General features: G+C 39.6%; 9 protein-coding genes. 6 read left to right on the top strand and 3 right to left on the bottom strand.

The annotated features are described in order from the left end of the window. Nucleotides 1-89 precede the first annotated feature (89 nt). From KS419_RS19170 to KS419_RS19155, 4 genes are read left to right on the top strand one after another with little or no spacing between them, the layout of a single operon-like run. A complete protein-coding gene (locus tag KS419_RS19170; RefSeq protein WP_217068031.1) occupies nt 90-1,901 on the top strand; it encodes a hypothetical protein in 1,812 nt (603 codons plus the stop codon). 2 nt (nt 1,902-1,903) lie between these two features. Further along, nucleotides 1,904-3,670, top strand: a complete 1,767-nt coding sequence (locus KS419_RS19165; RefSeq protein WP_217068028.1) for an Hsp70 family protein — start codon at nt 1,904-1,906, stop codon at nt 3,668-3,670. After that, on the top strand, nt 3,657-5,300 hold the full coding sequence (locus tag KS419_RS19160; protein ID WP_217068024.1) for a HEAT repeat domain-containing protein: 1,644 nt from the start codon (nt 3,657-3,659) through the stop codon (nt 5,298-5,300). The genes KS419_RS19165 and KS419_RS19160 overlap by 14 nt, the downstream gene beginning before the upstream one ends. 24 nt (nt 5,301-5,324) lie before the next feature. After that, on the top strand, nt 5,325-7,925 hold the full coding sequence (locus KS419_RS19155; RefSeq protein ID WP_217068022.1) for an NB-ARC domain-containing protein: 2,601 nt from the start codon (nt 5,325-5,327) through the stop codon (nt 7,923-7,925). Nucleotides 7,926-8,330: 405 nt separating this feature from the next. On the opposite strand, the gene KS419_RS19150 is transcribed toward KS419_RS19155, so the two are convergent. From KS419_RS19150 to KS419_RS19140, 3 genes are read right to left on the bottom strand one after another with little or no spacing between them, the layout of a single operon-like run. Next, nucleotides 8,331-10,238 carry a gamma-glutamyltransferase family protein gene (locus KS419_RS19150; protein ID WP_217068013.1) on the bottom strand — a complete coding sequence of 636 codons (1,908 nt, stop codon included), beginning with the start codon at nt 10,236-10,238 and terminating at the stop codon, nt 8,331-8,333. A gap of 35 nt (nt 10,239-10,273) precedes the next feature. Next, nucleotides 10,274-11,476: a class II aldolase/adducin family protein gene (locus KS419_RS19145; protein WP_217068010.1), complete on the bottom strand. Its 1,203-nt coding sequence runs from the start codon at nt 11,474-11,476 to the stop codon at nt 10,274-10,276. Nucleotides 11,477-11,487: 11 nt separating this feature from the next. Beyond that, complete coding sequence (locus tag KS419_RS19140) at nt 11,488-12,966, bottom strand: aspartate aminotransferase family protein (protein WP_217068009.1); 1,479 nt, start codon at nt 12,964-12,966, stop codon at nt 11,488-11,490. 261 nt (nt 12,967-13,227) lie between these two features. Between KS419_RS19140 and KS419_RS19135 the strand changes: the two genes are divergently transcribed. Continuing rightward, the gene (locus KS419_RS19135; protein WP_217068004.1) at nt 13,228-13,875 is read left to right on the top strand and encodes a TetR/AcrR family transcriptional regulator; all 648 of its coding nucleotides are present in this window, start codon (nt 13,228-13,230) and stop codon (nt 13,873-13,875) included. Nucleotides 13,876-13,946: 71 nt separating this feature from the next. Next, entirely contained in the window at nt 13,947-15,542 is a 1,596-nt protein-coding gene (locus KS419_RS19130) for a xylulokinase (protein WP_217068002.1), read from the top strand. Nucleotides 15,543-15,836 lie beyond the last annotated feature (294 nt).

Raw genomic sequence — 15,836 nt, 5'->3', positions numbered from 1 at the left:
GTAATTTAAACGAAACCTCTATTCATATTGATCGTAGTTATATAATACTCTTAAATGTTGAAAATACTTTCCGGGGGTGTCTCAAGGATATGAAACGAACGATGACTCAAGATTTTAAACGCTCAGACCTGCTCGCTGAAATGGGAGTAAATAAGCAAGATACAAGTGATTTTTGGTTAAGGTTAGACACATTAATTGATGTTTGCTCACTGACAGAATCAGACAAAACATTTGCAGATGTTATGAGTGAAAAATGGTCTGAATTTTTTACGGAATATTCTTTTAATAACACTACGTATAATTATGCATCCAAGTATAAGCTGGGCTTTATTTTTTATTTTGAGAAAAAAATTAATTTATTACGCAATGATAAGCAATTGTACTCCATGCTTGCTGGCTTAAGAACGAAGACAACGGCCCTTGAGTTAGGGGAATTTACATATAACGAACTGGTGGAGCAAGTAATGAAACACAGCTCTCCTGTGGTGGATAACCAGGAACACTATTTCAGAAAAGAACTCCATTATAGTATTAGGAGATATTTTAATACTAAGGGAGAAGAAGATAAAGTCAAATTGAGTGGGGAAACTGTAACCTTCTTACAAACGTATCAGAAGGAAATTAACGAATTGATCACAGATATAGAAAAAGAGATTACGAAACGTAACACGAAAGGAAATACAACTGCAGCAGCAGGACAACCTAACCCCCCTGTAAAACAGCAGACAGTAGAGCGAGAGAAAGTTGCTGTGACCGTTTCGGATGACTTTAAAGGAAATGATGTGTTAAAAGAGTTCGGAGTAAAAAAGGAAGATGAAGGCTACTTCTGGTTGAAACTAGATACACTAATCGAGGTACTAGCGCTTAAAAATGATCCTCGGGAACTGATCAGCCTCATGCAGGAAAGCTGGAATATCTTTTTCTCAGATTACGAATTTAACCGGGAAGTCCTTTATCAATATATCCATAAGTACAAAATCGGTTATAACTTAATGCACAACCAAAAACTCTCAGAGATAAGGAAGATTAAGTTCTTCTATACAATGCTAGCAAGTGCCATCTTCAAACTCAAAATCATTCAAAACAATGATTACTTAATTCAGAGTTTGCGTTTGGAAATAAAAGATGAAGAAATTAAGTTTGTGCGAAACATGGATAGCCATTACACAAAAGAACTGCAATTCTTCTTTAAGCGTTATTTTATGTCCGGGCAATCGAACTTTAATCAGACAATTACATTTGATAAAAAATATAAAGCGTTCCTTGAAAAATACGAAGAAAATCTTTGTATTTTACGTGATTGTATTTTAGAGGAAATCGATAATCGCATTAGTCAAGGAATTGAAAACGAGCAAACTCAACAATCAGCAGACGAGAATGCCCCCTCTTCAGATAACAGTCAGTCTATGGAAGAGCAAATGAAAAAGCTCAGGGAACGCTACGAGCTGATATTGGGACAGAAGAACAGTGAAATCCGTGACCTGCAGGATGAATTAGACCACTATCAAATTTCAGGGCAAGACGAATTCATGTATGCAGCGGAACAATATGATAAGGCAATAAAGGACCTTCTTTATAAGCTGAACTCGAATACAAACGGATATATTTTAGATCAATTATATTGCTACAGCGAAGATAAAACAGAGCTTTCTGATGAAAATGTGAAAATGCTTATTCAAAACATGTTTTATACTTTAAGCGGTTTTGGAATCTCTGCTTATGCAACTGGTTCGGTTGGAAAAGAAATGACAGTGGTACCGGATAAAGTGGGGATTGATTATCGCATCTATAATAATGCGATTATTTCAGGAGAGGAAAAGGGAACACAAATTTATTCCGGATGGAAGTTTAAAAATAAAACCATCATTCCACCACTAGTGGACATAGACAAGGAGGTGTAACGATGAGTAAAGCAGCACGTTACGCAATTGACTTAGGGACGACAAATACCGTTATTGCAGAGGCAAGTAAGAATATCGTCAAACTAATTGAATCAAAAGTGGTACCGATTCAGCAGCGGACAGATGAATATAATAACGAACGGAAAGAATACCTTTCTTCTACCCTCTTTTTTGATCAAAATGGTAGTGTCATTGTGGGGGAATATGCTAAGAACATGAAAGGTAGCCAGCCCGACCGGATCTTATATAATACGAAACTTAAGATGGGGACAGATGCCACATGGAGGATGACTGACAAGGATTTTACAGCAAAGCAAAGTGCTGCTGAAATCCTGAAGGTTTGCCGGCAAACTATTGAAACCCGACTTCGCCATGAAAAAACTTTACCAGCGATCACCATTACAGTTCCAGCCTCTTTTAATATCGACCAGATCAATGATACGATCGATTCTGCAGTTCAAGCAGGGTTTGACTACAATAAAATAACGATATTGGACGAACCTACAGCAGCCATCATTGAATTTGTTAACTCCCAGGTGAACTTGGCCACCTCCCATCGGGAAATAGATTTTAGCGAGAAAAAGAGAATCTTAGTTTTTGATTTAGGTGGAGGAACGTGCGATGTCTGTGTCGTCGATGTGGTTCTTTTGGACAGTGTCGAAGGAAAAATTGATATAGAGCAAATCAAGGTAGGGAGATACAACGAGTTTGGGGGAAGCCATTTCGATGTGAAATGTGCAACGGATTTGTTTAATGCTATCTGTAGGGAAAAAGGTATTGAAGAATCGGAACTGGATAAGAAGGTAAAAGACCGAATGCTCCACTTACTTGTAAAATTCTCTGAAGAAGCAAAAGAGTGGTTTTCACAGGAATTGGAATACTCCGATCGGGAAGATGTTCCCCCATATAAAAAGAACATCCCCCTATTTAAGAATGAGATGTTTCCAGTAACCATTGATGTGAAGACATATGATAAATATACAGAAGATTTATATATCAAAAAGAGATCTAAGTTTTCCCGAGATCGTCTCTCCATTGAAGAAGTCATAAAACATACCATTTATGAAGGAAAAATCGAAACGAGTACGATTGATTATGTCTTTTTAACTGGTGGAATGGCACAGTACCCTAAAGTGGAAGAAGTGGTAAAATCCTTGATTCAAAAGCCGGTTATTCGGCCCAATGAGATGATGTCTGCAGTAGCTAGAGGTGCTGCCATCTCGATGTTCTATGAGCACGACGTGAAACAGATTCCGTCAGACCCATACATTATTGATTCAAAATCAGATATAGATTATGAAGCCCTCGAAAGGGAAGAAGCGAAATCAACAGCGAGCGTTCAAGAACAAGAGGCAAGCGACTCACTGAGTTTTGATCGTGGATTGAAACTAAATACGAAACTCGCAGAGGCAATCATGATTGATGTGGATGATAATCTTCCGCTCGAAATTGTACCGAGCAATACCACATTGCCATTTAATAAAATCTATCCAAATAGTTTTACCGTGGCAAGCCCAAGTGCCATTCGTCTCGATTTATTCGCAGGAAAAAATAATATGGACTCGGAAATGCGAATCCAGCGTTCCTATATGAAAATCCTGGATAAACCAGTGAAAATCGGTACACCGATCGATATTGAAGTCTCCATCGATAAAAATAAGTATTTAAAGCTAAGTGTTCAGATAAAAGATTCGTTCCATGAACCGATTGTTCTCGATGTCACATCCGACGCGAAAGAAGAGGAGGGGGAAGTAAGTGGAGTTAAATAATGCTTTGCAGGAACAGTTGTCAAAAATAAAAGGCAGTCTTAAAAACTATGCAACTCTTAATTATAACGATGAAGAATCCGTTGCGATCGGGATAAAGCCGGATCACGAAACGCAAAATAAAGTCTTCGTCTTCCGATTCTCGGAAGAGGATGTTATCCAGTTTAATGATATTCTCTCAAAAATAAAAAAGTCCAACAGCCGGAGTAACCGTGAAAACATCCGTTCTCAGCTATTAGTAAAATGTGACGAAATGTTACAAAGACAAATTAGTCCGGTGGAGTGTTTACTATATTCCACAAAGATTATTAATAAAACACTCTCCGATGAAATGTTAAAGGACTTATTGGCAGATGTGGTGGCAGATTGTGTCAAGCGGAATAATATTTGTACGATCTCCATGAAGAACATTTTAGACAACTGGAAATGGACGAATCAAGTAAATATAGTGATCCGGGCTTGCGGGAAAGCTGGATTGACGGAACTTCTGGAGGAAATCTGCAACAAGTATTCAAAAATTAATGAGTATAAATATTCTTGTTTTATCGCTCTTATGAACAGTAAAAATCATCAGCTGTTAAACTATATTTTTGAAATCCTCGTTTACTACAATGACGAACTGGAAGACGACAAGAAAATTAAAAATTACTTCTCCAGACATTTTGTGGTGAACTTTCAGGAGAAAGGAATCGAAGAACTGCGTAATATCTTATCCAGTAAGAATTTACACCGCGCGGTTCAAAACACGATTGACAGCATCATTGGTTCAGAGAATAACATCATCGAAAAAGCGAGAAACAGCAATCACGGAAACTCAAATGATGTCTTTTCCGATTGCAAACGAATTATCACGTCCAATAAAAATGCCGGGAAACGGATTCAGGCATTTATGGCACTTGGTCATCTGAACAGTACGGACGTGGGACCGTTTATCATTAAACATCTGGCTAATAAAAATCACAGTATCAGCAGTAATGAAAAGACCGAAGCCATACTGACACTTGGTTTCTTAAAGTATTCTGCCGGGAAAGATTATTTACACGAATTAGCTTCACAACGTCAATATAAATATGCTGCTAACGGAGCCCTTTTGTTGATGGGGGAGAAAGGTGTATTTAAAAAGATCATCATGGATTACTTTGAAGAAGACGATGTGGAAGCTATTATGGTGGCAAAAAGAGTGCTGCGCAGACTCCGGAATAAAGTAAAATCACCGGAAAACAAACGAGATTATATTCAGCATATGAACCATATTTTTACCCATTACAGGGGTGAAAGACTGTCCCTTGCCATCTATAACTTTAAAGATTTAATCACGTATTGTGGAGAATTATATTTTAACGACTTGAATGACGGAATCTTTCAATTGTTCGGGTATCAGCAGAAAAGAAATAACAGCGATGATATGGGAGTATCTGAAATTCCAATCTCCGTTATTGATCAGAACTACATGCTAGATACACTAACATCCATCATTGATAAAAAGAATTCAAATAAATTCCACGACTTTTTATTCTATTTATTTAACAATGATGAGTTATTTAAGAAAACGATTCGTGGAAAGGCACAAGTACTTTTGACAGATCAGACGAAATTTGAAGGGAAAGCCATCGTGGCGAATACCAAGTTTTAATTTGGTGATGTTGGGGGAACAAATATGGACTTTATAAGGAAAAAATTAGACAATAAAATTCACCGAAACCGGTTAAGCGGTAGATCAGCAGATGCGGCAGAATTGTATCGGGTGAAAATCGAATATTTGTTAACGCTCATCTTTGCTTACTTATGGAATAAAAACTCAGAGAGAATTAATGCCGAAAGCAAAAAGGAAATTCTTGAAGGAGAAAGACCAAGCATGGGCCACTTGGTCGGGTTTATCCGACACTTAGATGTGGATGAAGAATTTAGTGATTTTATTAAGGTTTTTGGTTCGAAAAAATCATATACAAATTTCCGCAATAAAACCATTGGTCATGGATATCGGTTTGACAGTGACTTATTCATGGATGATATCTCCACCATCTATGAGCAAATTCAGAACTTAAATAACCCGTTCATTTCTCGAAAAATCAGAATGGTGACCATTGAAAATTATGTGGACAGCAACAGTATAGGGACGGCATTTTCCGCCGACTCCCTGGAACCGGAATTCTTTTCCATGAAGGATGAGTCACAGTCCCTCAAAATTAATAATACGTATATTCAATATGAAGATGAATATTACAGGATTACACCATTTATTCAGATAAAAGATGAAGAATCAATTTACATGTACTGCAATTACAATCGAATTAGTGGCACGTTTGTCTACAATCAATTATTCGCCTATAACGCACAGATTACAATGACGTGGGGAGAGTTTAAAAGTGTAGAGTTACATCGCACTAAAAACTTGAGGACATCTCTTAACGGTACCATTTCCAACGTCTATGAAAACAACTATGACAAGGATTCCTATATTGAAATCAGCAATGAGTATATAAATAAAATTAATGACTTCCTCTTATCGAACCAATCCAATGCCTGCTGTACGATTTGGGGATTTGGTGGGGTGGGGAAAACAGCAACTGTTCAATATGTCTGTGATCAGCTCCGAAATAGAAAAACAGCACAGTTTCAATTCATTATTTTCATCTCAGCAAAGGATCGTCAATTTAATCCTGTGAAGTTAAAGGGAGAAATTGAACCTACTACAGATAGAGTAGAGACTTTTGAGGAAATCATTAAACAGATAAATCTCATTATGAATGATAACGAGACGTTTGATGTGGAAGAAGTAATGAATGTAAAAGAGAAGTTCTTACTTGTTATCGATGACTTTGAGACTCTCGAAAGATCCGAACAGAAGAAAGTTATCGAATTCACAAAGCGGTTAAATGTCTCTACCCAAAAACTCATTATTACTACAAGGTCCAGTCATATTATTGGTGAAGAAATTCTCATGGACGAGTTGAATAAGGAAGATACGTGTGCTTTCTTATATGACGTGATTAAACGAGAGCATAAAAACTATGTTTTTCAACTGGATAACTTATACGCGGATGAAGAAAATAAACGGAAAATCCATCAAGTAACCTCTGGAAGACCGTTGTTCATATTGCACCTGGCATACATTCTTCCGCAAAAGGGACAGGAGATTTTAAACGAAAGCCTGTTAAATGGTCAATCTGCTTCTGAATTCCTATTCGGCCGTCTCTTTGACTATATTGTTGACCCAGTGAAAGAAACTTTGGCCTGCTTAGTATTTTCGTGCAGCTCTAATTCTCTCACCGGAGAATTGGAACTAGTCAAGTTGTTAAAATATAACGATTCGAACGAACTGGATTATGAGTATGAATTTGATGACCATTTAAATATCTTAAAAAAGTATAAACTCATCAGTGTGAACAAAGATTTGGATACATTCTCCATTACTTCCAAAGAAATTAGGATGCGTGTTGAAGATAAAATCCTCCCATATTTAAATAACCTGGATGAGAAAAAGAAAGTCCTTCTGAAGGGGATTAAAGAGTACTTACCCACTTCTATCAGTGTGGAAGATGCATGGAGTAAATACTTAAAGGATCAGGAAGAATATCAAAGTGTGGAAGATATCGAACTAAGTTATAACCGATTGCTCACCCGTCGTGGGATCCCTGTAGGAACTAGGTTAAGGAGTCTAACTAACTACTATAATTACTTGAAAACACAAAATAGACAAAACCGCAGTTTAGATATGTTAAATAAAGTAGAGTCTTATTTTGAAGATCCAACTTATTTTCCGTATTATATTCTGAAAGCTCAAATCATTGCAGAGGTGAAAAAAGATACGAAAGAAGCGTTGATTCTCATCAAGAAACAAGTTGATAAGCAACCGTCTACGAAGGATTATCTGCTCTTATGCAGTGAGTTGATCTACTATGTTATCGAAGATGTGGCCAAAATGGCCGAAGAGGCTCATGTGAAATACAATGAAACAGGGGAAATCACCCGGAATGAATATAAGAAATTGGAAGAAGAGTATAAAAAGGAATTCCAATATTTAATGGAAACTTTGTCGACTATCCTCACTGAATATTTGAGTACGGTGAAAGATTCCATTGGGGAAGAGTATTCAGAATCCTTTAGAAGGCTGAAGAAAAACACAAGAAAACTGGTGATGTTCTTAAGGGGAACCAACATCTTTCCTGAAGAAGAAAAACAAAAGTCTATCAGCTTCGTGACGGAATTCTTCGAAACGATTGATTACTTGTTGGATGAGTATTTTATTTCGAATTAACTTGTACTTCTAGTTTAGATTATAAAAAGGTTGTCCGGTACGATACCGGAACAACCTTTTTCAATAGATAGGAATGTATAAGTTTTTGCACCTTCGGGCAATTTGTCCAGTTCCACCGCCTACTCGCTGCGGGGCACTTCGGAAGTGACAACCGAAGTCAAAGAGCGGACTTCTATCTACTTCTTCGAATTCTCTGTCCAACGAGCGTTTACTTCAGTGGCAGCACGCGAGCGATGCTGCCCTTCGAATATGCTTCGAGTTGCCTCGACGGACAGGACGTCCTAATATCGGGCATGCCACAGGACGTGGCGTTTTGCCCGATGGACGGATACTCTTCAGAACGATGCTTGTAGAGGAAGAGGCACTGCCCTACGCTCGTGAGCCTAGGCGCTTATGCTTTTCTTATTATCTCCCCTCAGCCCAAGATACTTCTCTCGGATCGGCACTACCTATTTTATTACCGGTCTCTTGATCTATCATAACGGTTAAAACAGATCCAAACTCATTATGCCAGTCTCGTAAAACCTCAATCTCATAACCCATTCTCTCCAGCTCGTCACCCACTTCTTCGTATAATGACTCTTCTAGTTTAATCAAACCAGGGTCATATTCATTTGGTGCAAAAGATATTGGGAAGTTGTAGGATCCAAATCTCGGAACACTGACCGCTTCTTGGGGATCCATATCAAAGACAACAATATTCAGGAATACTTGAATCATCGCTTGAGGCTGCATGTCCCCTCCGGGAGTTCCATAGCTTAGGAATAACTCCCCGTTTTTCAAAACCATACTTGGGTTTGGGGTGAGACGCGGCCGTTTTCCAGGTTCAAGTGCTGCCGGATGATCTGGATCAAGCCGGAATTGATTCATTCTGTTGCCTAGGTTGATTCCCGTACCGGGTATCATTGGTGTCATTGGAAAATCACTAGGTGTCAGGGAAATGGCATTCCCTTTCCCATCCACAACGCTCAAATAGCTTGTATCCAACTGTGAATTCATGATGTTGCGCGAGGTTTCGTGTGAACCTGGCTTTACTTCCGGGTTCGATATGGCTGCAACAGGAAGACGCGCTTCCACGTCCTGATAGTCCCATGGATTTCCAGGTGGAGGCATTTCTCCAAAAGCAGTGTCCGGTGTCAGCGCCATCCGGCGACTTTCTGCATATTCCTTGTTCAAAAGTCCTTCAATGGGAACATCCACAAAGCGAGGATCACCAAAATACGCTTCTCGATCAGCCATGGCTAAGTCAATTGCTTGAAGAACGGTATGAACGTATTCCGGCGAATTGTGTCCCATTGACTTCAAGTCTATTTCTTCTAGAATTTGTAATGCCATTGGCACAACGCCACCTTGATTCCATGTGTCATTAGCAAAAATCTGGTACTCCTTAAATGTTCCAGAGATAGGGTCTTCAAAATGCCCGCGATAGTTAGCTAAATCTTCATAGGTAATGAGGCCATCTTTTTCTTCATGAAGGGCGACGATGGCATCTGCAATGGGACCTTCATAAAAATAATCCCGGACAGCCCGTAAACCCTCCTCCCGCGTTCCCCCATTCCGGAGAACATCCTGTTCCGCATCAGCCATCCTTTGCAGTGTATTAGCAAGATCAGGTTGTCGAAATCGCTCCTTATGATGAAGTGGTCTCCACCATTCTCCGCTTAAATAAACTTCCACGTTATACGGCATGAGAAAGGCAAAACCTGCTCGTTCTAATAAATTCATATCCAAGTCAGCGAGGAACTGTCCATGAACGGGAAATCCTTCTTCTGCAAGGGTAATGGCAGCCTCACTAATTTCGGTAAAACTCATCGTACCATATTCTTCTAAAATGGCGATGATAGCGTCTGGAGAAGCTGGGAGCAGTTGTGATAAAATACTCATTTCCGGTATATCGTCGTATCCTTTTGATTTAAATAATTCAATCGTTGCAGCAGCCGGGGCAGTACCTAAACCGGCATAACTGACTACCTCCCCTTTTTCACTATCGTAAAGAAGTGCAGGGGCGACGGAAGTGAAGCTTGCAGGAGCAGGGAAGGTGACATTGATGGCTAACAAGGCTGCCACACCAGCGTCAAAGGCGTTGCCGCCCTGTTCAAGAATATCCAATGCAGCATCTGTTGCCCAAGGGGTTCCGGTAGATGCCATATACTCAGGTGCTTCCGCAATGGTCCTTTCTGTTCGATACGGATCATCAAATGCCATGATCTCATCGGGACTCTTAGGGAGTAATAGATAGATTACGAACAGAACAGCCACCAAAGACAAGAATACAATACCAGTTATTTTTAATATTTGCTTGAATTTTTTCAATGATATTCCCCCAAATAGAGACTAACGTCTAGTTTTTAAAATGAACTTTTCTCTGCTTGTTTTGAATATTTATTTAAATAAATAAACCTCATTAAGTAGCATTCCAACGGATGAATCGGTTTTGGTTTTCCAAAGAGTGATGCCCCTAAATAGGCTTTACAAGATTTTTCGGTTACCATTCCTACTGCAAGGGCATCATCTTTATTTTTCCCTGTACATAATGCCCCCCTTGAATGAATAAAGACAGCAGAAGCCTTCTTAAGTGCGGCAGTAATGGTCTCTGGCTGGTTGTCTATAATCTTTGCTGAAGTACCGACGATTTGTGCGAAGTCATCTAGAAGTGGCTTGAGTTGAAGGGTGGAGCACGATATAGCCAACGTTTCAGGCGTCTTTTTGTGAAAAATATAGTTGATGTGTTTATGTTTCTTGAAAATAGAATTATAAATGGCAGCTTCTTCTGGTAAAGAAGGATTAAGTTGATCTGTTTTCACTTTTTGTTCGACTCCGTCTTCTGGATAAAGGACAAACCCATCTTTTGTCCGTTCACTGGAAGCATAGGTTACAACTTCTGAGGAATGGGGAATCGGACTGTTCAGTTTTTGATGCAAAGAGAGAATGAATTCATTCATTTCCTTCACATGAAACGAATCGTTATCACTGACTTGCATATATTTGTTGATGATGTACTCTTTACAGGCATCTTCCAATTCAGATGCTACTGTGAAGGTTTCTGTTTCGTCTTTGCCAAAACAAAGTGCCCCATGATATTTTAAAATCATTGCTTTGGCACTGGAAGTGGATAAGGATTTCCCAACATTGCGACTGAGCGATTTCGTACTGGGAAGTGCATAAGGGGCACAGATGACTTTTCCTTCAAGGACAGAATAGCCCTCTGGTACAGGAATAAAGGAAAGTCCTGCAGCACTTAACACGGAGGCATAGTCTTGATGAGTATGTATCACAAAGTTCACTTCAGGATAAAATTTGTAAACCTCCCCGTGAATTCCCTTTTCAGAAGAAGGCTTTACTTTTCCGCTATAAGATAAATCAGAAATTTTAACGGGAACAATATCATCAGGTACAAGGGAAAGATAGTCCCTCCCGCTTGGGGTAATGACAAAATAATCTTCACTGACCCTACAACTAACATTGCCCCATGTTCTGGCAATGAGTCCTGATCGGACTAATTTTTTCCCAGCTTTAATGACAAGTTCCTTTGCTTCGTTCATGGAAGTCATTAGATTCCCCCCTACCAGTCTTTTACCACAACATTTTGGAAAACACGGTCAAACCGTTGGAGAATATCGTCCAGCATATCATCTGTGTATGCCGCATTTGTATAAAGCCTGCTTCCTGCTAAAGTAACAATTCCTTCTGCCATATAAGCTGCCCCCATGTGTTCCATTTCTTTTTTCCTTTCGGATGTGGCAGCGATGACTTTAGGAATTTGCCAAGGTTTAGACCAGTCGATGGAAAAATGCATTGTACCTACGGTTTCTAAGTGACATATGGACCCTTGATTAAAGGCAACAAAGGGGAGATCGTGCTTTTGAATGAGTTTTTCGAGCCCAGCAGTGAGTTTATCCGCAAATAATCCTGCCTTCTTTGCTGCATCTGTTCTTTCAATTTCACAAAGGGTGTAGTATCCAGCCACACAACTGAGAGGATTTGCTGCCATTGTTCCCCCCACTAATGCCTTTTTATGTTTATCACCGGCTTGGATTCCGGCGGAAAGATATTTCATATATTCTTTTTTGCCACCTAAGCCGCCAGCACTTGGATAGCCACCAGCAACGACCTTCCCGAACACAGTTAAATCAGGAGAAACATCAAAATATCCTTGTGCCCCTGACATTCCAATTCGAAATGCTGTAACTACTTCATCAAATACGAGGAGTGCACCGTATTTTTTGCATAACTGTTCCACACCTTTATTAAAGTCTTTATGAAGTGGTCTTGTTCCACTTTCCGGACCGACTGGTTCCATAAATACTGCTGCTGTTCCACCTCTTAGTTTGTTTCTCTTAAGCTTTCGTTCCAGATCATTTAAGTCATTAGGGAAAAACTCTTGTGTGTATTTAAAATAATGTTTTGGAACTCCATGGGATTGGGTCCACTTAGAACCTGGTATCCGAATTCCGTAAGCAAGTTGATCACTCCAACCATGGTAAGCTCCTCCCATTTTGATAATGTTTTTCTTTTTCGTTGCAAGTCGGGCAACTCGGATGGCTGCCATACAAGCCTCTGTTCCAGAACCGAGCATCCGGAACATTTCTACCGATTTCATACATTCTGTTATTTTTTTTCCCAGTTTATATTCATACTCATGAAATAGACCAGTGGAAGGACCGCAAGTATTTAATAGATCGATGACTTTTTCGCGGACTTCGATTGGATTACTCCCGAGAACGGTTGGTCCCCCCGCCTGCAAAAAATCATAGTATGTATTTCCGTCAATATCATGAAGATGTGCACCTTCTGCCTTTGTAAACACTAATGGAAAAGGATGGTTAAACGCCAGATTGTGCTGCACTCCCCCAGGAATCACTTCCTTTGCTTCTTCAATCATTCCTTTCGAAGTTGCACACCTTTTCTCGAAATAATTCTCTTCATAGGATTTCAATGCTTCCGGTGTAATGGTGTATATGGGCTTTTGGATTAATTGATCCAACTGGTCAATAATCTTGTGACTGTCAGGATAAGTGGATATTGCAAAGCTATCTGACATGGCAAGTCCTCCTTTATTTGTAGAAAAATGTATAAGAATTGTCAGCTACTGGCAAGTCGTTTCATTAAGTGAGCGAAGGTTCACTCACTTAAAACATATCACCATTTTCTGAAAAGTCAATAAATTTATTGCGGAATTTGCATAAAAATGGTTAAAATAAGAGTGAATATTCACTCACCGTTTTTGGTCAAGGGGAAAAACGTGCATTGGTGCGATATTTAGTAGTTTACTAATTGGAAAAAAGATTGGGAGGTGTCTTGATTGAATAGTCCAAAAAACACTTTTAACAGAATATCAGAGGCAAAACAGAAAAAAATTATTGAATCGGCATTGACGGAATTTGCGGAGAAGGGGTACACAAGTGCCAATATAAATATTATTGCTGAAAAAGCAGGTGTCAGCATCGGGGCTATGTATAAGTATTTCGAGAATAAAGAGGATCTTTACATGAAAATAATTGCTTACGCAGTGGAAAAACTGAATGGGGTCTTAGGGGAGATTGTTACTAGCCATGGCAATCTGATAGTGAAAATCGAGCAGATCATTAAAGCCATACAGAAACACACTAGAGAAAATGTCTATTTAACAAAACTTTATAATCAAATGACAACAGAAAGTCACCCTGAGATCGTCCAAAAAATCGTGTCAGATATGGAAGGAATATCGGCCCAACTATACGCTGCCCAAATCATTGAAGCTCAGAAAAAAGGGGAAATAAGAAAAGATATCGATCCAAAAATGTTTGGGTTTTACTTAGACAATCTGTTTATCCTACTGCAATTCTCATATTCTTGTGATTATTACAAAGAGCGCTTGAAAATGTTTGTGGGAGAAGATGTATTTGAAAAAGACGAAGCCGTCTGTGAAGAACTGATGAAATTCATAAAAGGAGCGTTTTTCTTGAAATAAGGCTATGTTAAAGGGAAATGTTGATTTTAATAAATGAGCTTTTTTAATAAGGGGAGAGAGGATGCACACATATGACTCATGTGATTACCTATGACATTGGCACGACGGGACTAAAAACCTGTGTGTTTGAAATAACTAATCAAATACAGTTGATCGGCAGTACAACGGAAGGCTACGACCTAAAGATCCTTGAAAATGGCGGCGCGGAACAAGATCCAAATGACTGGTGGAATGCCATGTGCCTTACAACAAGGAGGGTGCTGCAGGAAAATCATCTTTCCCCTGAAGATATTCAAGGAATATCGTTTTGTGCACAAATGCAGGGACTTGTCTTAGTGGATAAACATGGGGAACCTATTCGCAAAGCAATGAGTTATATAGATTATCGTGCAAAAAAGGAACAGAAAGAAGGTATTGGCAATGGATTCAAGATTGGTGGAGCAAACATTGTTAAACTATCAAAATCCCTTTATATAACAGGCGCAGTATCAGCTAGTGTGAAAGATCCCGTCTGGAAATACAAGTGGGTGCAGCAGAACGAACCGGAAAATTTCCATAAGGTTCATAAGTGGTTAGATGTGAAAGAATTCTTGATCAGTAAATGTACAAATAAGTTTGTCATGACGGAAGACAGTGCGTTTGCCACATTACTTTACGATGTCCGTAAGGGTAAAAAGAGGTTTAGCCGTGAGATATGCCAGATGTTTGGGGTCAAGATGGAACACCTCCCTGAGATTATTCGTTGTACAGATATGGCTGGTAAACTAACTGAAGGCGCCGCAAACGAACTATCTCTAAAAGAAGGGGTACCAGTATTTGGCGGGGGCGGAGATGCTTCGTTAATTGGTGTGGGTGCAGGTGCTGTCGGACCAGGCAGTACTCATATTTATTTTGGTACTTCAGGCTGGGTTTCCACGGTTGTGAAAAAAAGGGTCTTGGATATTAATCATATGATCGCCTCCATCATTGGGGCAAATAGCGGTCATTTTAATTATTTCGCCGAGTTGGAGACTGCGGGAAAATGTCTCGAATGGGTAAAGGACCATCTTGCCATGGATGAATCCAATTTATACTTAGAAAAAAATCAAATTTCCGAAGAAAAAGCAGTTGTATATAAGAACTTATATGATTACATGATGGATGCCATTGCACATGTGCCTGCAGGAAGTAATGGCGTCATCTTTACCCCCTGGCTCCACGGGAACCGATGCCCGTTTGAGGATCCGAATGCAAGGGGAATGTTTTTTAATATTGGAATAAATTCCGGAAAATCGGATTTAATTCATGCTGTTTTAGAGGGGATCTGTTATCACTTCAGGTGGCAACTGGAAGCACAGGAAAAGAAAGTGAACACTTCTCCAGTGATCCGATTTGTTGGTGGAGGAGCATTAGCTCCAATCACATGTCAAATACTATCCAATGTCCTTAACCGTAACATTGAAGTGGTGGAAGAACCTCATAATGTTGGTGCCGTGGGAGCGGCGGTAGTAACAGCCGTTGGTCTAGGTCTCCTAAGCAAAATAGATGATGCCAACCAGCTCATTCAAGTTCGCGATAGATATACACCAGACCCGGAAACAAAACGGACGTATGATAAATATTTTCCTGTATTCCAATCCCTCTATAAAAATAATAAGAAGGCTTTTGAAGTATTAAATAGCCAATAAAATAGTAAAAAGTAACCAACCAAAAGGAGATTTAGGTGAACCAGGTTCGGTTGAGCTGAGCTCTTGCGAACCAGGATCAGGTATTCTATGTTAGGTTGACCTATATCGTGTGAATCAGGATCAGTTGACCTCGGCTCGTGCAAGATCAGGTGAACTAAGTTAGGTTGACCTAATATCGTGTGAACAAACGTGTGATCCTGGTTCGGTTGAACCAGGATCAAAACCCCCAGGTTCAATCCGTGAGCATAAGCGAGAATGAGGGAGCCTGAACCAGGGGTAAATGAACCAGGTTCA

The organism is Evansella tamaricis (assembly GCF_019042215.1).
GTDB classification, from domain to species: domain Bacteria; phylum Bacillota; class Bacilli; order Bacillales; family Salisediminibacteriaceae; genus Evansella; species Evansella tamaricis.
Note: the sequence above shows the minus strand (reverse complement) of the source record. Positions and strands in the feature narration are given on the sequence as shown.

Coding starts and splice junctions, on each gene's coding strand:
- KS419_RS19170 (WP_217068031.1), top strand. CDS start 90: ATGAAACGAACGATGACTCAAGATTTTAAACGCTCAGACCTGCTCGCT.
- KS419_RS19165 (WP_217068028.1), top strand. CDS start 1,904: ATGAGTAAAGCAGCACGTTACGCAATTGACTTAGGGACGACAAATACC.
- KS419_RS19155 (WP_217068022.1), top strand. CDS start 5,325: ATGGACTTTATAAGGAAAAAATTAGACAATAAAATTCACCGAAACCGG.
- KS419_RS19145 (WP_217068010.1), bottom strand. CDS start 11,476: ATGACTTCCATGAACGAAGCAAAGGAACTTGTCATTAAAGCTGGGAAA.
- KS419_RS19140 (WP_217068009.1), bottom strand. CDS start 12,966: ATGTCAGATAGCTTTGCAATATCCACTTATCCTGACAGTCACAAGATT.
- KS419_RS19130 (WP_217068002.1), top strand. CDS start 13,947: ATGACTCATGTGATTACCTATGACATTGGCACGACGGGACTAAAAACC.